Annotated in this window: 17 protein-coding genes and 2 pseudogenes; 12 read left to right on the top strand and 7 right to left on the bottom strand. The window is 61.8% G+C overall.

The genetic code is table 11. The features are described from left to right. Window positions 1–270, bottom strand: a 270-nt coding sequence (locus tag IVB32_RS36760; RefSeq protein ID WP_247412981.1) for a GntR family transcriptional regulator, incomplete at its 3' end; no start/stop codon positions are given. A gap of 206 nt (window positions 271–476) precedes the next feature. On the opposite strand from IVB32_RS36760, the gene IVB32_RS36765 reads away from it, so the two are divergent. Together IVB32_RS36765 and hydA are read left to right on the top strand one after the other, a co-directional pair. After that, window positions 477–1,232 (top strand): aspartate/glutamate racemase family protein, encoded by a 756-nt coding sequence (locus tag IVB32_RS36765; protein WP_085394736.1) that lies wholly within the window; start codon window positions 477–479, stop codon window positions 1,230–1,232. Then, on the top strand, window positions 1,217–2,638 hold the full coding sequence (hydA, locus tag IVB32_RS36770) for a dihydropyrimidinase (RefSeq protein ID WP_247412983.1): 1,422 nt from the start codon (window positions 1,217–1,219) through the stop codon (window positions 2,636–2,638). The genes IVB32_RS36765 and hydA overlap by 16 nt, the downstream gene beginning before the upstream one ends. A 225-nt stretch (window positions 2,639–2,863) precedes the next feature. On the opposite strand, the gene IVB32_RS36775 is transcribed toward hydA, so the two are convergent. The 3 genes from IVB32_RS36775 to IVB32_RS36785 all read right to left on the bottom strand — a co-directional run bounded on the left by IVB32_RS36775 (window position 2,864) and on the right by IVB32_RS36785 (window position 5,075). Further along, complete coding sequence (locus tag IVB32_RS36775; RefSeq protein ID WP_247370663.1) at window positions 2,864–3,175, bottom strand: hypothetical protein; 312 nt, start codon at window positions 3,173–3,175, stop codon at window positions 2,864–2,866. Window positions 3,176–3,300: 125 nt separating this feature from the next. Beyond that, window positions 3,301–4,461, bottom strand: coding sequence for an iron-containing alcohol dehydrogenase (locus tag IVB32_RS36780; RefSeq protein ID WP_204510818.1), 1,161 nt, complete (start codon window positions 4,459–4,461; stop codon window positions 3,301–3,303). A 35-nt stretch (window positions 4,462–4,496) separates the two neighbouring features. After that, window positions 4,497–5,075 (bottom strand): TetR/AcrR family transcriptional regulator, encoded by a 579-nt coding sequence (locus IVB32_RS36785; RefSeq protein WP_026233656.1) that lies wholly within the window; start codon window positions 5,073–5,075, stop codon window positions 4,497–4,499. A gap of 86 nt (window positions 5,076–5,161) precedes the next feature. On the opposite strand from IVB32_RS36785, the gene IVB32_RS36790 reads away from it, so the two are divergent. From IVB32_RS36790 to IVB32_RS36810, 5 genes and pseudogenes are all read left to right on the top strand, one after another. Beyond that, window positions 5,162–6,268, top strand: coding sequence for an efflux RND transporter periplasmic adaptor subunit (locus tag IVB32_RS36790; RefSeq protein ID WP_247412985.1), 1,107 nt, complete (start codon window positions 5,162–5,164; stop codon window positions 6,266–6,268). Between the two features lie 39 nt (window positions 6,269–6,307). Further along, window positions 6,308–6,763, top strand: coding sequence for a nuclear transport factor 2 family protein (locus IVB32_RS36795; protein ID WP_018458764.1), 456 nt, complete (start codon window positions 6,308–6,310; stop codon window positions 6,761–6,763). Between the two features lie 70 nt (window positions 6,764–6,833). Continuing rightward, window positions 6,834–7,220, top strand: a pseudogene (locus IVB32_RS36800) (efflux RND transporter permease subunit); the annotation flags it as partial. A 430-nt stretch (window positions 7,221–7,650) separates the two neighbouring features. After that, window positions 7,651–8,850 (top strand): ABC transporter substrate-binding protein, encoded by a 1,200-nt coding sequence (locus IVB32_RS36805; protein WP_085362428.1) that lies wholly within the window; start codon window positions 7,651–7,653, stop codon window positions 8,848–8,850. Window positions 8,851–8,903: 53 nt separating this feature from the next. Further along, the gene (locus IVB32_RS36810) at window positions 8,904–10,706 is read left to right on the top strand and encodes an AMP-binding protein (protein WP_247412987.1); all 1,803 of its coding nucleotides are present in this window, start codon (window positions 8,904–8,906) and stop codon (window positions 10,704–10,706) included. 26 nt (window positions 10,707–10,732) lie between these two features. Here IVB32_RS36810 and IVB32_RS36815 read toward each other — a convergent pair whose 3' ends face one another. Next, on the bottom strand, window positions 10,733–11,245 hold the full coding sequence (locus IVB32_RS36815; RefSeq protein WP_018458768.1) for a helix-turn-helix domain-containing protein: 513 nt from the start codon (window positions 11,243–11,245) through the stop codon (window positions 10,733–10,735). Between the two features lie 239 nt (window positions 11,246–11,484). Here IVB32_RS36815 and IVB32_RS36820 point away from each other — a divergent pair, with 239 nt between their 5' ends. Both IVB32_RS36820 and IVB32_RS36825 read left to right on the top strand, forming a co-directional pair. Beyond that, window positions 11,485–12,117 carry a 2-hydroxychromene-2-carboxylate isomerase gene (locus tag IVB32_RS36820; RefSeq protein WP_085351026.1) on the top strand — a complete coding sequence of 211 codons (633 nt, stop codon included), beginning with the start codon at window positions 11,485–11,487 and terminating at the stop codon, window positions 12,115–12,117. A gap of 99 nt (window positions 12,118–12,216) precedes the next feature. Continuing rightward, a pseudogene (locus IVB32_RS36825) lies at window positions 12,217–13,415 on the top strand (CaiB/BaiF CoA-transferase family protein). Between the two features lie 33 nt (window positions 13,416–13,448). Here the strand turns inward: IVB32_RS36825 and IVB32_RS36830 are convergent. Next, a complete protein-coding gene (locus IVB32_RS36830; RefSeq protein WP_085350860.1) occupies window positions 13,449–14,126 on the bottom strand; it encodes a glutathione S-transferase family protein in 678 nt (225 codons plus the stop codon). A 1-nt stretch (window position 14,127) separates the two neighbouring features. After that, complete coding sequence (locus tag IVB32_RS36835) at window positions 14,128–14,871, bottom strand: SDR family NAD(P)-dependent oxidoreductase (protein ID WP_026233658.1); 744 nt, start codon at window positions 14,869–14,871, stop codon at window positions 14,128–14,130. A gap of 229 nt (window positions 14,872–15,100) precedes the next feature. Between IVB32_RS36835 and IVB32_RS36840 the strand changes: the two genes are divergently transcribed. Genes IVB32_RS36840 through IVB32_RS36850 form a run of 3 tightly spaced genes read left to right on the top strand, consistent with a single transcriptional unit; the run spans window position 15,101 to window position 17,289 of the window. Further along, entirely contained in the window at window positions 15,101–15,346 is a 246-nt protein-coding gene (locus IVB32_RS36840) for a hypothetical protein (RefSeq protein ID WP_143273138.1), read from the top strand. A 14-nt stretch (window positions 15,347–15,360) separates the two neighbouring features. Continuing rightward, window positions 15,361–16,098 carry an SDR family oxidoreductase gene (locus IVB32_RS36845; protein ID WP_085362432.1) on the top strand — a complete coding sequence of 246 codons (738 nt, stop codon included), beginning with the start codon at window positions 15,361–15,363 and terminating at the stop codon, window positions 16,096–16,098. Between the two features lie 9 nt (window positions 16,099–16,107). Further along, window positions 16,108–17,289, top strand: coding sequence for an acyl-CoA dehydrogenase family protein (locus IVB32_RS36850; RefSeq protein WP_085394740.1), 1,182 nt, complete (start codon window positions 16,108–16,110; stop codon window positions 17,287–17,289). Window positions 17,290–17,306: the final 17 nt, after the last annotated feature.

Raw genomic sequence — 17,306 nt, forward strand, 5'->3', positions numbered from 1 at the left:
GCCGTCGACGGCGAGGTCGGCGATGCGCGGGCTGCGGTTGGGGCGGAGCTCAATCAATCCCTCGGCCGCGAGCACTTTCATCGCCTCGCGCAGCGGAGTGCGCGATACGCCCAGCTCCTTCGACAGCCTGGTTTCCTGGGTCTGCGATCCCGGCGGCAGCTCGCCGCGAATGATCATCGTCCGCATCCGCGCGGCGGCGCGCTCATGGAGGCCCATCCGTTTGAGTTTGGGCGACTTTCGGCCCGGGTTCGGTTCGGATTTTTGCGGCACGCCGGCCTTCCTGCTGACGTGCGATCGTAGCTAATTTCCTTCACGTGAGGTGCCCAAATAGAAGACGTATGTGGCTCAAAACACGTGCATATCGAATAAATTGTATGCAGCATGCAGATTGCGGGTTGCGTGGACCGATGCGGACGCGGATGATCCTTTTGAGGAAGCGGAGGAGCGCTTTCGCCGCAACGGAGCGACTGCGATCGATGTCAATTGTGCGCAAACGCCTCGGCATGATCACGCCGTCCTCCAATTCGGTGCTGGAGCCCGTCACCAGTGCGATGCTCGCCGGCGTGGCCGATGTCACCGCGCATTTCTCGCGTTTCCGCGTCACCGAGATCGCACTCGACGCCGCCGCGCTGAACCAGTTCGACGCCTCGGTGATGCTGCCTGCGGCGGACCTGCTGGCCGATGCGAAGGTCGATGCCATCGCCTGGAACGGTACGTCCGCAAGCTGGCTCGGCATCGGCAGAGACCGGAGCCTTTGCGAGGCAATCACGGTGCGCACCGGCGTGCCGGCGACGACCTCCACGCTCGCCTGCATCGATGCCGCTCGCGCGCTCGGCGCCAAACGTGTCGGCCTGGTCTCGCCCTATACCGACGACGTGCAGCGGCGGATCGGTCACGTCTGGGCCGAGGAGGGGATCGCCCCGCACGCGGAGCGGCACCTCGGACTGCGCGACAATTTCTCTTTCGGCGAGGTCGCGCCTGCGACGATTGCTGGCATGATCCGCGCTGTGGCGGCTGACGGCGCCGATGCTGTCGTCATCCTCTGCACCAACCTCGACGGCGCCGCGCTGGCGGCTTCGCTCGAACGGGAATTGAATGTCGCGGTGGTCGATTCGGTAGCGGTCACGCTGTGGCGAACCCTGGAGCTCGCCGGCGGCGATGCCGGGGCTCTTGCCGACTGGGGGCGGATCTTCCAGACATCGACGGTCATCAAGTCATGGAGACTCCTGTGACGCAGCTCGATCTTGCTATTCGCGGCAGTACCATCGTGACGGCCAGCGACGAGTTCCGCGCCGATATCGGCATTCGCGACGGCCGCATCGTCAGCATTGCCGATCATCTCGAAGGCGCAGCGCGCGAGATCGACGCGACCGGGCAGCTGGCCCTGCCGGGCGGGATCGACAGCCATGTCCACATCTCGCAGGCCTCCGGCCCCGACGTGGTGATGGCCGACGACTTCGCCTCAGCGACCCGTTCGGCAGCCGCCGGCGGCAACACCATGGTGCTGCCGTTCGCGCTGCAGGAGAAGGGCACGTCGCTGCGGACCTGCGTCGAGAACTACCGCAAGCTTGCCGAAGGCGAGTGCTATATCGACACGGCGTTCCATCTCATCATCTCCGATCCGACCGCGGTCGTGCTCGGGCAGGAGCTGCCGGCTCTGATCAAGGACGGCTACACCTCGTTCAAGGTGTTCATGACCTATGACGACCTCGTGCTCAGTGACAAGCAGCTGCTCGAGGTCTTCGAGGTCGCGCGCCGCGAGGAGGCGCTGGTGATGGTCCATTGCGAGGGTTACGACGCCATCCGTTTCCTGACCTCCAAGCTGGAACGCGAGGGCCATATCGCGCCCTATTATCACGGCGTGTCGCGGCCACAGGCGGTCGAGCGCGAAGCCACGCATCGCGCCATCAGTCATGCCGAGGTGATCGGCGTTCCCATCATGATCGTGCACGTCTCCGGGCGCGAGGCGATGGAGCAGGTGCGCTGGGCTCAGCAGCGCGGATTGCCTGTTCATGCCGAGACCTGCCCGCAATACATTACGCTGACGGCTGACGACATGAAGGGTCTGAACATGGACATGTCAGGCGCGAAATATGTCTGCTCGCCGCCGCCGCGCGACGCGGAAAGCCAGCAGGCGATCTGGGAAGGCATCACCACGGGCGTGTTCCAGACTTTCTCGTCCGATCACTGCCCGTTCCGTTACGACGATCCCAGGGGCAAGCTGACGCCGAACGGCCGCACCTCGTTCCGCTGGGTGCCGAACGGCATTCCAGGTGTCGAGACCCGGCTGCCGATTCTGTTCTCCGAAGGCGTGTCGAAGGGACGGATCAGCCTGCAAAAATTCGTCGAGCTGACCGCGACCAACCATGCGCGCATCTACGGCCTCTATCCGCGCAAGGGCTCGATCGGCGTCGGCTTCGATGCGGATATCGTGCTCTGGGATCCCAAATTGAAGAAGCCTATTCGGCAGGCCGATCTGCATCACGGTTCGGACTACACGCCATGGGAAGGGTTCGACGTCACCGGATGGCCGGTAACGACGATCGCCCGTGGCCGGGTGGTGTACGAACACGGCAGGATCGTCGGCGACAAAGGCGCAGGCGACATTCTCAGCCGCGGCAGGTCGAGCCTGATCTGATCGGACTCAACGCGTTGCTGCTCAACTATGGCGCCCGTGCGCGCGGCGCGACGGCCGTCTCAAGTCCACAGATCATGCCGGTCATATGTTCGTATCCAGCCTTCGCATGCGGCAAAACGAATCTAATCAATTCGGACAAGGTTGTCAGGCCGTCCCCCATAAGGCGACGTCCTTGACACGATTCTCGAAGCTGCCTGGTGGCGTCGTCCGACCTGTGCCGGGCGCTCAGCCGCGCGGAATGAAGCCGTTCAACGAAGCGTCATGGCGCAGATGTTCGACCAGCCCGGCGGCATCGCGGCCGCCATTGCGCTTGGGATCCTTCATTTGCGCGCAGATCTCGGCGCCGCTTTTTCCGAACCGGATGAAGTCAACGGGAGCGAGTTGCCAGTCGATGCCGGCGCGGGGCGGAGCGGGAGCCGGTTCGTTTACTTGCGTCGAAGTCATGTGACAGGTTGAGCAAGGGATCGCCTCCTTGTCTTTACGGCTTTCTCCGCCTGGATGTTCATGCCAGCGGGCAGCATCCGCGCTCTCCTGCATGAACAGTTGATAGACGGTTGCCGGCGCGTCGCCGGCCCTACTTGCCGGCGTGGGCGCGGAGCTGATGTCATGGCTGGATTCTCCCGCACGTCAATTTGGGCAAGTATCAGTTCATTCGGATTTGGCTAGGCGGCCATTCGCAACAGATCGACGATGTCGGCTTCGCTTTTAAAAGGCCGCGGATTGGCCTGCACGAAGCGATGATTGATCGCAATCTTGCTGATCTGCTCGAACTTGTCTTCGCCGATCCCGACGTCGGCAAGGCGACCGGGTAGTCCAAGTCTCCTGGTGAATTCTGCGAAGGCGGCTGCCGCTTCCATGCCCGGCTCGCCAAGAGCCGCTGCTAAGCGCGTTTGCGCATCCTCTGTGAACGCCTTGTTGTAGCGAAGTAGGCTCGGCATGATGACCGGTGTGCAATAATAGTGTGGTACGCCGAAGGTCCCGCCAAGCACGTGGCCGATGCCGTGACTGGCTCCCATCGGGACCCGCGCCTGGAGGCCGAAAGCGGCGAGCCACGCGCCATATTGAGACAATCGACGCGCCTCCAGATCATCGGGTTGCTGCAAGGTCCGTTGCATTCCCTCCCGAAGCGTGCGGATGCCGGCCAGGACCACCTCGTCGCTAAGCGGCGTGCCGGCGGGTGAGCACAATGCTTCGATGCCGTGGTCCATCGAGCGCGTTCCCGATCCCATCCAGAGCTTCGAGGGCGTATGGACGGTAAGGGCAGGGTCGAGAATGATCGCCACCGGCATCATCAGAGAATGGAAGAAGATCTGCTTCAGCCTGCTGCGTTCATCGGTGACGAGCGCTGCTGCATTGTATTCGCCGCCGTTCAGCGTGGATGGCACCGCGATCTGTCGAACCTTTGGCGATCGGAACGGAGAGACGGTGACGCCCGGGCCCATGGGAAATGGATCGAAACCCGCTTCGTCACGGATGTCATGTTCCATCGCCATGATGACGATCTTGGCGAGATCGATCGCCGAGCCTCCCCCGACGGCGACCACCAGGTCGGCTCCGGCGTCTTTGGCTTGACGGGCAACCTCGGCAGCTTGCTTGCGCGTGGTGTGCTCTGCAATTCCATCGAAGGTCGCGACATGTCTTTCGCCGAGCGCACGCCGGATCTTCTCGATCTCGTCGGTCTTGGTATTCAAGGTGCGGCTGACGATCAGGAAGACGCGCTTGGCATCCAGCCGCACCGCTTCATCGTTCAAGGCCTCAGACGCAGCTTTGCCGTAAACGACACGGTCGATCGCCGGAAAATTGTGTATCCCTGCTTTGCGCATTTGCGTTCTCCCTGTGAGTTATCAAGCACCGATCTTCAAGCGGCGACAGTGTCGCGAATCTGTCGCGACGCCGTTTCCAGAAAGGCCTGAGCGAGATCGGGATCGTTGACGACGCGTGAGAGTGTCAACGCTCCGACCATCGTCGAAAGAATGGCCATGGCTTTGCTCCTGGATTCCTCGTCGCTCGTTTCGGCAATCAGGCGGCTGAGGATTTCGATATGCGCTTTGATCCCGCCTTCGAACGACGCTTTCACCTCGCTGCTCTGTCTGGCCACATCCGAGCCGAGCGCCACGATCGGGCAACCGTCCATCTTTTCGTCGCGATGATCCGTGCTGAGATAGAACCCCATCACCGCCCCGAGGGGATCCTCAGGGGCCGCGGCGATGGCGGTCGACCATCGCAGCGTGGCGCTCTCCAGCGCGCGCGTCGACGCCTGCGCGGCCAGGTCCTCCTTTGACTCAAACTGCTTGTAGAATGCGCCTTGGGTCAGCCCGGCAGCTTCCATCAGGTCCTTGAGGCCGATGCCGTCAAATCCCCGCGACCGAAACAGGCGGCTTGCGACATTGATGACGTTTTGCCGGTTTTCCTCAGCCTGAATGCGACTCACTCGCATCATTGGTCTCCCCATTTTAGATTGCGTTCGACATCTATTATCCGGTATAGAGCTCGAACGCAATCTATCTGGCATGAGGCCACGTTATGAAAAAGCGACAGATGATCGTGCTGGGGAGCGTCCTGGTCGCGGGATGCGCGGTGGCCGCATTCGTTACGCTTCGCGCGCCGGCGGCCTCGGCCGTGAGCGATCCGAGGCAAGAAGCCCCGATCGTCAGGATCGCGGCCGCGGCGCGGGTGACCGGATCGGAGCGTGGCTTCACCGGCATCATCGGGGCGCGGGTGCAGAGCAGCCTCGGTTTTCGCGTTCCCGGCAAGATCGTGGAGCGGCTTGTGAATACCGGTGAGCAGGTCAAAGCCGGTCAGCCGCTGATGCGGATCGACGAAACCGACCTTCGTCTTGCGGTCACGGCGAAGCGCAACGCCGTTGCTGCCGCGCGCGCGTCCGTCGTGCAGACCGAAGCGGACGAACCGCGATACGCCAAGTTGGTGAGCAACGGCTGGGCTTCCCGACAGCGCTACGAGCAAGCCAAGGCCGCGCTGGATACGGCCGAGGCGCAGCTTGCGAGCGCTGAAGCCGATGCACGGGTTGCCGAGAACGAGGCGACGTACTCGATCCTGGTCGCGGACGCGGACGGAACGGTGGTCGAAACGCTTGGCGAGCCCGGGCAGGTCGTTTCGGCCGGCCAGACGGTTGTTCGGATTGCCAAGGCCGGTCCTCGCGAGGCGGTGGTCGCGCTCCCTGAAACGATCCGGCCGGCAATCGACTCCGTGGCCGAGGCCAGCGTGTACGGAGCAGCCGAAGGGTGGCGCTATACGGCGCGTTTGCGGCAATTGTCCGACGCCGCCGATGCCCAGACCCGAACCTATGAAGCCCGGTATGTCCTGGACGGTGAAGCCGCGGCCGCACCACTTGGCGCGACGGTGACCATTCGGCTACCGAGCCAAACGAGCGAGCCGCAAGTTCAGGTGCCGCTCCGAGCAGTGCTCGATGATGGCCGCAAGACCGGAGTTTGGATCCTCGACAGCGCCACCTCAACCGTACGCTTTCGGCCGATCAAGCTTGTTCGGGTGACCGACGAAACCCCCGTGATCTCCGGCTTGAATTCTGGTGATCCAATTGTTTCGCTCGGCGCTCACCTCCTGCAGGAGGGCGCTCGTGTCAGGACCGCCGCTGAAAGCCGGAGCAACTGAAGAGTCTCAATCGTTCCGCCCCAGCCGCTGGAGAAGCACATGTACAGCTACATCGTCGAGCAGGAAATCCGAAAGACCTTCGACCATGTCAACAACCATCGCTGGGATGAAGCGGTGAAGGCGGTCGCGCCGCACATCCATCACCGTGTTTCCGGCCATCACGCGTTGGGCGGGGAGCGCCACGACAAAGCGGCCCTGCGCCGCTGGTTCGAGCGGCTCGGACGCGTCCTGCCCACGCTCCATATCAGGGTCAACAACGTCTGGGTGAAGGGCTGGCCCTGGAACACCACCGTGTTTGTCGAATGGGACGGCACCGCAACGCTGCTCGATGGCGACGGCTCGTACGTCAACCGCGGTCTCCACGTGTTCACCCTGCGGTGGGGCAGAGTCCATGCCCTCGAGGAATTTCAAGATTCACAGGAAGCCGCGCGCGGGCTTGCCGCCCAAGCGGCAGCTGGCCTCAAGGAAGCTGCCGCCCAGCCAATTGTAAGTTAGCAGATGAACCTTAATCTTTCCGCGATCGCCGTTCGCGAACGGGCCGTTACCCTGTCTTCATCATCCTGCGTTCGGGTTCAACGCCATTCTTGGCCTGATCGGACTGGCAGGCATCCTGATGCGCAATACCCTGATCCTGACCGAACAGATCAAGGAGAATCGTGCTGCCGGCCTCGATGACTATCACGCCGTCATCGAAGCCACCGTGCAACGCACCAGGCCGGTGATCCTGACCGCACTTGCCGCCGTGCTGGCCTTCATTCCTCTGACGCATTCCGTGTTCTGGGGATCGATGGCCTATACGCTGATTGGCGGCACGGCAGTTGGCAAGGTCCTGATCCTGCTGTTCCTTCCTGCGCTTTATGTGGCCTGGTTTCGCATCAAGCCAGCCCCGGACGAGCTCTATGAGCGTTCGGCGAAGGATGCAGAATCGCGAACAGCAATCGCCGCCGAGTAGGGCTCGGCGAAATCTATCCCTGCTGCGCCGTGGGTGCCTGGCTAGATAAGCCAGGCACTGCGTGGTCTCGCGGCGGCCTTATAGTTCAAAAAAAGAATGTGTGCAGCAGCATGGAAATGCGCCAGCGATCCTGTCCTAGAACAGCCGAAAACGCGGCCTTATACGCAGGATTTAGACCAAATTATTTCCAAGTACGAGGACGGGGCCTGTCGTCCAAGTCACGGCACGTGAGCATCTAATCGCTTGACGAGTTCAAAAAAAGAACTGTAGGCTGCGCACGAGATGGCCGAACGCAACGGCCGCGACGTGCCGGATTTACGGCTGGACCTGTTCTGCGCGATGCCTCTTCGCAAAGGGCGCGACGAGCCGCCACCGGCGCAACAAAACAAAGCCGCACACTCGAGAAGGGGTGCAAGTTTGGGAGGACGCAATGCTGGTGAGATGGAAGATCGTCGCGGCTCTGGCTCTATTCCTGAGTGGTCCCGCATTCGCCGCCGACGAGCCGGGAATCTCTGCTACCGAAATCAAGATTGGCGGGGTTTTTCCCTTCAGCGGACCGGCATCATCGATCGGTCTCGTGGGCAAGGGGCTCATGGCCTACGTTCAGGCGTTGAACGACCGCGGCGGCGTCAAAGGACGCAAGATCAACTACATCGCCTATGACGACGGATATAGTCCTCCCAAAGCGGTGGAGCACGTCCGCAAGCTCGTTGAGAGCGACGAAGTGTCGTTCATGTTCGGCCAGCTCGGAACCCCCGGCATCTCAGCCACTGCAAAATACCTGAGGGCCAAAGGGGTACCGAGTGTCGCCATCGTCAGCGGCTCGTCCAAGTTCACGGACGTCGCCAATTATCCGCTGATCACCACGGGTCTTGTCAGCTACGACACCGAAGGAAAAATCTACGCCAAATACCTGACGAGAACGCTACCGAACGCCAAGTATGCCATCCTCTATCAGAACGACGATCTCGGCAAAGATTACCTCGCTGCCTTCAAGGCGTTTCTCGGCAAGGATTTCGACCGCAAGGTCGTCAGTGCTTCCTACGAGGTCACTGAACCGACGATTGATTCGCAGATTACCAATCTGAAGAGCTCGGGTGCCGAGGCCTTGGTGATCGCCGGGACGCCGAAGTTCGCGGCGCAGGCCATCCGGCAAGCTTCGGTGATCGGCTGGAAGGCGACCGTGATCATCAATTTCCCGTCCGGATCGGTCGGAGGCACGCTTGCACCGGCCGGGCTCGACAAATCGGTCGGCGTGATGGTCGGCACGACCAACAAGGATGTCCTGGACGAGACATGGAAGGACGATCCGGGCATGCGGGCTTACCGGGCATTTTTCGACAAGTATCTGCAGGGCGCCGATATCACCAACGGCAGCTATCTGACCGGCTATCAGCAAGGCGTCCTGCTCGAGCAAATCCTCAAGCAATGCGGTGATGATCTGTCGCGGAAGAATATCCTGGCGCAGGCGAAGAACCTGAAAGACGTCGTCGTTCCGACTGTGCTGCCCGGGATCAAAGTCAACACCAGCGAGACCGAGAACATGATCTGGACGCAGATGCGGCTGCAGCGCTGGACCGGCACGACGTGGCAAGCGTTCGGAGACGTCCTGGACGCCAGGTCCGAGTGACGCTTGGCGCAGCCCGTTCTATCCATCCGCGGCAATTCAGGAGATCGTTTTCGATGTCGACGAAGCCATTGACGTTTGCGCCAAGGGAGCTCTCCGTCGAGCGCCGGACCGACGGCACGCTCATATTGAGGTCGCCGCTTGAATTGGGGCCATGTGACTGGCGCGTCACCGATTTTCTGCCGCGCTGGGCAGCCGCGGCTCCGCAGCGAATATTCCTCGCACAGCGCAATGCCAAAGGGGGATGGGACGAGATCACCTATGGCGAAGCATGGTCGCAGGTCCAGGCGGTCGGCCAGAGTCTGATGGACATGGGCGCAAAGCCGGGTGACAGGCTGGCCGTGCTTTCGGGCAACTCCATCGAGAACGCGGTGATCTCCTTTGCGGCGATGTCGATAGGTGTCATTCTGGCGCCTATATCGCCGAACTACACGCTGATGCCCGGCGGCCTTGCGCGCCTCAAGGACATCGCGCAGGTGCTGCGTCCGAACTTCGTTTTCGTTCAGAGTGGACGCGACTTTTCCGCGGCCCGTTCCATTCCCGAATTGGCAGACTCGACCTGGATCAGCGTCGATGGCGCGCCGGAGACGACGCCCTTCCGGGTCCTGACGGATCGAACGGACCGTGAAGGATTCACGCGTGCGTCGGGTGCAATCCCCAGCGACGCCGTTGCAAAAATTCTCTTCACCTCCGGTTCGACCGGCCTGCCAAAGGGCGTGCTGAACACGCATCGCATGATGGCGAGCTCGCTGCAAATGGGGAGCCTGCTGGTGTCGCCTCCGGAGGCGCCGGTTCAGGTCGAATGGCTGCCGTGGCACCATACGATGGGCAGCAACGTCATTCTTCACGGCATTCTCAGGAACGGCGGGACGCTCTACATCGATGACGGTCGGCCGCTGCCTCAGCTCTTTCACAAATCGGTGGCGAACCTCAAGGAGATCTCGCCGACGGCGATGTTCAACGTTCCCGCCGGCTATAACCTGTTGTGCGATGCCATCGAGAACGACTTCGCCCTCGGCGCCAGCATCTTCAAACGGCTGGATCGATTGAGCTACGCGGGGGCTGCCATTTCGCAAGGAACGCTCGAAAAACTCTATCGGCTGACTTCATCGGTCACGGGCCGGCGGATTCCGGTGATGTCGGGGTACGGGACGACCGAAACGGCGCCGACAATCAGCACGACGCATTGGGCAACGGATCGGCCGGGCGAGATTGGCCTTCCCGCGCCGGGTGTGCAGCTGAAACTGATCCCTGTTTCCGACACGTACGAGGCCAGGGTCAAGGGCCCCAACGTCACCCCCGGTTATCTCGGCAGAGCCGATCTGACGGAGAAGGCTTTCGACGAGGAGGGGTTCTACCGCATCGGCGACACCGTGTCGTTTATCGATCCCGAGAAGCCGGAGTTCGGTCTGCGTTTCACCGGCAGAATTTCGGAGAACTTCAAGCTCGCGAACGGCACCTGGGTTGCGATCGGCAATATGCGTGCCGCCATCCTGGCCGCAACGCGCGGCGTCCTACTGGACATTGTCGTTGCCGGAGAAAACCGTGATGCCTGCGCGCTGCTGTGCTGGCTGAATCCAACCGAGGCGGCGCGGATTTCGAACGCGCCGGCTGCGGATTTGACCTGCGACCCCAAGGTGATCGAATTCCTGAGACATCGTTTGCAGGAATACAATGAGGCCGTCGGAAGCAGCGAAAAAATCTGCACGTTCACCTTGCTGAAGGATCCGCCCTCATTGGCCGCGGGAGAAATCACCGACAAGGCCTATGTCAATCAACGTGCTGTGCTCAAGCACCGGGCTGAACAAGCGGACCGTCTCCACTGCAACGAACCCGACGCAGCCGTGATTCGAGTCTGATTCAGTGCCTGACGCCGGTGGCCGGCTCAAGCGGCGCTGCGGCGCGCCTTTGCCTTCGGCTTGTCAGGTGCGGCTGTCGTCAGCGGGCTTTGGGCGCCGGGGCCTGGATGGGTATGAACCTCCTTGGCCGAGAGCGGCTCGCCGCATTCAGAGCACACCATGACCGGGTCGAAGTCCTTTCCGCACTTGCGGTGCTGGTGCAGCAGCGGCCGGCCGCGCTCGTCGACCATGTGAGTGTCGCCCCAATGCACGAGCGCCATCATGATCGGATAAAGATCGAGACCCTTCTGGGTCAGGATATATTCGTGCCGCTTTGGCGCCTCCTGGTAGGGAATGCGGCGCAGAATGCCCTGCCGGACCAGCTTCTTCAGCCGTTCGGCGAGGAGATGACGTGTAATTCCGAGCGCCGACTGGAATCCTTCGAAGCGCCGCGTGCGCAAAAAACATTCGCGCAGGATCAGAAGGGTCCAGCGGTCACCGATCACGCCGATGGTTCGGGCCATCGAACACGGCTCTTCCTCCAGTTCTTTCCACTTCATCCGTATTCTCCAGTCATCCCAGCGAGACCCGCTCGAATCGCTGCCGAGGCCGCCATATTTGCCTTGCATTCTAGATAGGTACTGAATTCCAAACAATACCCGATGAAACGGTCGAACCAGCATAAATCTAGCCGAATTTGACAGTTCGTTTTTAGAACTGTAGAAGTGAGAACAGGCAAGCCATGCGATTGGATCGCCGGTCCCTGACCATCCAATACGCTCTGCGGGAGAAAGCGGTCATGACCCTCAAGGTTGAATTCCAGTTCGATTTCGGCAGCCCAAACGCGTATCTGGCGGAGGTCGCCATCCCCGGGATCGAGCGGCGGACCGCGGTAAAATTCGAGTACGTCCCGGTCCTGCTCGGCGGGATCTACAAGGCGACCGGCAACATGTCCCCGTTCGACTCGCTTCGCGGGATCAAGAACAAGCCGGAATACCAGGCGCTCGAGACCCAGCGGTTTATCCGCCGCCACAACATCACGAAATTTCGTCAGAATACCTTCTTTCCAGTCAACACTTTGATGCTGATGCGCGGCGCCGTCGCGGCCCAGTTCGAAGGCGTATTCGAACCCTATTTCCGCGCCGCCTATCATCACATGTGGGAGGAGCCCAAGAAGATGGATGATCCCGAAGTGTTCCGGACCGCATTTGCCTCCTCGGGGATCGACATCGACAGGCTGGTTACGCGCGCGCAGCAGGATGACGTCAAAAAGAAGCTGATTGACCTGACCAATGACGCCGTCGCCCGCGGTGCCTTCGGCTCGCCGACATTCTTCGTCGGTAAGGAGATGTTTTTCGGCAAGGATCAACTCCGGGACGTCGAGGAATCGATCGTCGAACAGACCCGGCAGCCCGTTTCCAAGACCGGCTAGTTACCGACTTGCGGTCCGTGCGGGTTGAGGCGAAGGGCTGACGGTAAGCCGGAGTTTATCCTCGGCCCGTCGGCAGAAAAACAATCCAGGGAGAGTGAAATGGCTGGTCCGCTTAGCGGCGTTCGTGTCCTCGATCTGACCGGCGTGGTGTCGGGCCCGTTTGCGACCATGTTTCTGGCGGACCAGGGCGCCGACGTGCTCAAGATCGAGCCGATCGGTGGCGATATCACCCGTCGCAGCCGGGCCACCATCGACAAGGACGGCGAGTTCTCCGCGCTGTTCATCTCGTCCAACCGCGGCAAGCGTTCGCTCTCGATCGACGTCAAGAGCCCCGCCGGGCACGAGGTGCTGGCCAAGCTGGTCGCGCAGGCCGATGTTCTGGTGCAGAACTTCCGGCCCGGCACCATGGAGCGCCTCGGCCTCGGCGTCGAAGAACTGCGCCGGCGTCATCCGCGCTTGATCTATGTCTCGATCAGCGGCGTCGGCGACACCGGGCCCTATGTGAAGAAGCGCGTCTACGATCCAATCATTCAGGGCCTGTCGGGCTTTGCCGATATCCAGTCGCAGCCGGTCACCAATCGCCCGCAGATGATCCGCACCATCGTGTGCGACAAGACCACCGCCGTGTTCACCGCGCAGGCGGTGGCGGCGGCGCTCTACGCGCGTGAGAAGACGGGGCAGGGGATCATATCCAGGTCGCGATGCTGGACGCGATGATTTCCTACCTCTGGCCGGAAGGCATGATGCAGTACACGGTGGTCGGAGCCGAGGCCGCTGCCGCCGATCCCAACGACCGCCCGGATCTCGTGTTCAAGACCAGCGATGGTTACATCACGGCCGGCACCATCTCAGATTCCGAATGGCAGGGCTTCTGCCGCGCGTCCGGCGATCCCGAACTCGCCAACGATGCCCGGTTTGCGACCCCGTCCGCGCGTTCGGTGAACGCCACGGCGCGCATCAACAAGATGGCGGAGTATATCGGCCGGCACACGACCGCCGAATGGCTGGAGCGGTTGGACGCTGCGGATGTCCCTTGCGCGCCGATCCTGCGGCGCGGCGAGATCATCCACAATGAGCAGGTCGTGGCGCGCGGAATCATCGCGGAGTTCGACCAACCGAAGGTCGGCCGTGTGCGCCAGCCCAAGCCCGCGGCTCGCTTCGAGGTCAACCAGGCTGCCATCGGCGGACCGGCCCCGCGCGTCGGGGAGCACTCGCGCGAGGTGCTGCGCGAACTGGGCTACGATGATGGCGCGATCGACGATATGGTCGCTGCACGCACGTTACGCGTGGCCATGTAGGTCGATGCACTTCGCGCGTCCGGCGAACGGTTCTCAGGCCTTGGCAGGCGTCGGTTTAATTGGTGCGCGCGGAGCATTCGCGGCAACCGCTCGCTGGTAAGCCTCCCGGCTTCGCATGCGCTCGAGATAGGGCTGCGCATTGTCGCAGATGCCTACCCCGTAGGCGATCGCCCAGTCCAGGCACGTCGTCAGCAGGATGTCGGCGCTGCTGAATCGCTCGCCCATGATAAAATGTCGGCCGTCGGCCAGCGCGACCTCGACATGGCGCAGCTGCGCCCGAAAGTATTCTGCGGCTTGAGCTACGACCTCCGGCGCGACGCCGTAGATCGGGCCGAGCGCATCGGCGCTGTGACGGCGCATCACGTACAGGCTGGTGGAGTCGAGCTCGGTGACGATAAAGAAGCACCATTCCAGCCACGCGGCATAGTCGCGGGTGGCTTCCGGAATCAAGGCACGCTCCGGCGTCGAGTACATCCGCGACAGATAAGCGACGATCGCGGCGCTCTCGCCGATGCGGAAATCACCGTCCTGCAGCAGCGGAATCTTCTGGCGCGGATTGAGCCTGGTATATTCGGCGGTCTTGGTCTCGCCGGTCCGTGGGCCGATCGGTTTGATCTCGTAGGCCAGCCCCAGCTCGTGCATCGCCCAGTGCGGCCGAACGGTGCGGCTTGTCCCGACGCCCCACAAAGTGAGGTCTGGATTGTCGCTCATGTCACCATTTCTCTACGGCGGGGCGAAGATCGAGTTCATGGGTCCAGCCGTCGCGGCTTTGCTGATGGGCAAACCAATACGCTTCGGCAATTGAGGAGGTCTTGGTCAGGCTGTCGGGCGGGATCTCACTGGCCTCGATCCCCCTGGCCGCTTTCATGCGCTGATGAATAGCCTCGCTATCGACGCCAGCGTCGATGATGAGATGGACGACGTGAATGTTCTTCGGCCCGAGCTCGCGCGCCATCGCCTGGGCCAGCGCGCGAAGGCCGAATTTTGCCGACGAGAACGCGACAAATCCCTTGCTGCCCCGGATGCTTGCGGTCGCACCGGTAAAAAGAATGGTGCCGCATCGGCGCGGCAGCATGACGCGCGCGGCTTCGCGTCCGACCAGGAAGCCGGCGTAACAGGCCAGCTCCCAGGCCTTGAAGAAGAGCTTTTCGGTAGTCTCCAGCAGGGGCTTGTTGACGTTCGAACCTGCATTGAACAGGCAGATCTCGATCGGACCGATGTCGCGCTCGACGCCCGCGAATAGCTTCTGGACTTCTGCTTCCTGACGGGCGTCGACGCTGAAGGCGTGGATGTTGTGGCCTTTCGCCCTGAGCTCGTCGACAAGCGCCTGAGATTTGGTCGGATCGCGTCTGCAGATGCAAATAGTGTAGCCGCCGCTGGCAAACCGCCGCGCAACGGCAGCGCCGATGGCATCACCCGCGCCGACCAGCATCGCGACCCCGCGACTTTCTCCCATGCTGCCTCTCCAATAAGTTCTTATTTGATACGCGAGGGGTATCGGTTGGAAGTCCGGTTGTAAACGGTGTTCTCAAGAGCGCTGGAATAGGGCAGTAAGCTTGCCGTTTTCTGATCCGATCGTGACAACAAAATAGCGATTGACGAGTTCTAAAAAAGAACGCATGTTTCACTTCGAGGCGCAATGCTGAAAAAGGCGCCGATGTTTTTCAGTCGGGAGGCGGTTAGTCGTGGCGAAGCTGTCGCAAGCACTCGGTCTCGATCAAACCGCTTTTCGGTTTGCTGGCCGCATCGACCAATCGACAGATCGCCATCTTGCCAAAGCGGTGGACCAGATCGGGCCGATCGAGGACTGCGCCACGACCATGGTAGCCTCGATCGGCGCGATGGCGGATCCCGATCGTTCTGGTCTCGCTCAAAAAACGTGGTCCACCAGGGCCGATAGAACAGCTTCGCACACAGCGCGCCTAACCTAACTGGGAGAAGTTCCTTGAAAAAGAGAAATGCAACCGTCGCCGTGATCGGCGCGGGCGATTTCATCGGCGGCGAGATCGCCAAGAAATTTGCCTCCGAGGGCTTTACTGTCTTCGCGGGTCGCCGCAACGGCGACAAGCTAGCGCCGCTGGTCAAGGAGATCGAGGCCGCCGGCGGCGAGATCCACGCACGTTCGCTCGACGCGCGCAAGGAGGAGGAGATCGTCTCCTTCCTGAGCGACGCCGACAAGCACGCGCCTCTGGATGTCTGCATCTTCAACATCGGTGCCAACGTCAACTTCCCGATCCTCGACACGACCGAGCGCGTGTTTCGCAAGGTCTGGGAGATGGCTTGCTACTCCGGCTTCCTCGCCGGCCGCGAGGCGGCCCGGCTGATGCTGTCGCGCGGGCAAGGCAACATTTTTTTCACCGGCGCGACCGCGTCCTTACGCGGCGGCAGCGGCTATGCCGCCTTTGCCAGTGCCAAATTCGGGCTGCGCGCTGTGGCGCAGGCGATGGCGCGAGAGCTCGGCCCGAAGAATATCCACGTCGCGCACCTCGTTATCGATTCCGGCGTCGACACCGAATGGGTCCGCCAGCGGCGCCTGGAAGCGCTCGGGCCTAATGCGCTCGACGATCCGGATCTGCTGATGCCGCCGGCCTCGGTCGCGGCGTCCTATTGGCAGCTGTATCAGCAGCCGAAGAGCGCCTGGACCTTTGAGCTGGAAATCCGCCCCTTCGGTGAGAAGTGGTAGGAAGCGCAGATGGAACTCGCACTGTCTCCCGAAGATGCGGCCTTCCGTGATGAGGTGCGCGCTTTCATCGCCGAAAACTATCCGAAGGAAATGCGGGTCCCTAATCCGGAGACCGACCTGACCAAAGAGCAATCGTTGCTCTGGCACCAAATTCTCTACGAGAAGGGCTGGATCGCGCCGCTTTGGCCCAAGGAATTTGGCGGCCCCGGCTGGTCGATCACCCGGCGTTTCATCTTCGAGCAGGAGACCAGCCGGGCCGGGACGCTGCCGCCGTTGGCGTTCAGCGTCACCATGGTTGGTCCGGTCATTTACACCTTCGGCAATGATGCCCAGAAGCAGAAGTTCTTGCCGCGGATACTGTCGGGTGAAGACTGGTGGTGCCAAGGCTATTCCGAGCCGGGCTCAGGCTCAGACCTCGCCACCGTCCGGACCAAGGCTTTGCGCGACGGCGACCATTACATCGTCAACGGTCACAAGACCTGGACAACGTTGGCGCAGCACGCCGACTGGATCTTCTGCCTGGTGCGTACTGATTCGAGCGCCAAGCCTCAGGCGGGCATCTCGTTCCTCCTGATCGACATGAAGTCGCCAGGCGTGACCGTGCGTCCGATCATCACGATCGACGGTTCGCACGAGGTCAATGACGTCTTCCTCGAGGATGTCCGCGTTCCCGTCGAGAACCTGATCGGCGAGGAGAACAAGGGCTGGACCTACGCAAAATTCCTGCTGGGCAACGAGCGCACCAGCATGGCCGGGATCGGCCGGTCGACGCGCTACCTCGACCGGTTGAAGAAGATCGTGAAAGCGGAGATCGCAGCGGACGATCCGGCGCATCTCGAATTTCGCAAGGAGATCGGCCGGCTCGAGCTCGATGTGCTCGCGCTCGAGGCCACCGAGCTGCGGGTCGTTGCCCAGATGGCGCGCGGCATCGATCCGGGGCCCGCGGCCTCGCTGTTCAAGATCCGCGGCACCGAGATCTTCCAGGGCATTACCGAGCTCACACATCGTGCCATCGGCAACTATGGCCTGGCGCTTCGCGAGCAACCGTCGGGCGCAAACCAGTTCATGCCGGGTGCCGATTACGGCCACACAGCGTCGGAGAAATACCTGAACGCGCGCAAGCTCAGCATCTACGGTGGATCAAACGAGATCCAGCGCAACATCATCGCCAAAGCGGTGCTCGGTCTCTAGCAACAGCGCAACAAGAG

This window comes from Bradyrhizobium sp. 23 (assembly GCF_023073295.1).
In the GTDB taxonomy this organism is placed as follows: domain Bacteria; phylum Pseudomonadota; class Alphaproteobacteria; order Rhizobiales; family Xanthobacteraceae; genus Bradyrhizobium; species Bradyrhizobium canariense_D.

Bases quoted from the DNA above. Each gene is read 5' to 3' on its own strand.
- IVB32_RS36765 (WP_085394736.1), top strand. From the start codon at position 477: ATGTCAATTGTGCGCAAACGCCTCGGCATGATCACGCCGTCCTCCAAT.
- hydA (WP_247412983.1), top strand. From the start codon at position 1,217: ATGGAGACTCCTGTGACGCAGCTCGATCTTGCTATTCGCGGCAGTACC.
- IVB32_RS36775 (WP_247370663.1), bottom strand. From the start codon at position 3,175: ATGCAGGAGAGCGCGGATGCTGCCCGCTGGCATGAACATCCAGGCGGA.
- IVB32_RS36780 (WP_204510818.1), bottom strand. From the start codon at position 4,461: ATGCGCAAAGCAGGGATACACAATTTTCCGGCGATCGACCGTGTCGTT.
- IVB32_RS36785 (WP_026233656.1), bottom strand. From the start codon at position 5,075: ATGCGAGTGAGTCGCATTCAGGCTGAGGAAAACCGGCAAAACGTCATC.
- IVB32_RS36790 (WP_247412985.1), top strand. From the start codon at position 5,162: ATGAAAAAGCGACAGATGATCGTGCTGGGGAGCGTCCTGGTCGCGGGA.
- IVB32_RS36795 (WP_018458764.1), top strand. From the start codon at position 6,308: ATGTACAGCTACATCGTCGAGCAGGAAATCCGAAAGACCTTCGACCAT.
- IVB32_RS36805 (WP_085362428.1), top strand. From the start codon at position 7,651: ATGCTGGTGAGATGGAAGATCGTCGCGGCTCTGGCTCTATTCCTGAGT.
- IVB32_RS36810 (WP_247412987.1), top strand. From the start codon at position 8,904: ATGTCGACGAAGCCATTGACGTTTGCGCCAAGGGAGCTCTCCGTCGAG.
- IVB32_RS36815 (WP_018458768.1), bottom strand. From the start codon at position 11,245: ATGAAGTGGAAAGAACTGGAGGAAGAGCCGTGTTCGATGGCCCGAACC.
- IVB32_RS36820 (WP_085351026.1), top strand. From the start codon at position 11,485: ATGACCCTCAAGGTTGAATTCCAGTTCGATTTCGGCAGCCCAAACGCG.
- IVB32_RS36830 (WP_085350860.1), bottom strand. From the start codon at position 14,126: ATGAGCGACAATCCAGACCTCACTTTGTGGGGCGTCGGGACAAGCCGC.
- IVB32_RS36835 (WP_026233658.1), bottom strand. From the start codon at position 14,871: ATGGGAGAAAGTCGCGGGGTCGCGATGCTGGTCGGCGCGGGTGATGCC.
- IVB32_RS36850 (WP_085394740.1), top strand. From the start codon at position 16,108: ATGGAACTCGCACTGTCTCCCGAAGATGCGGCCTTCCGTGATGAGGTG.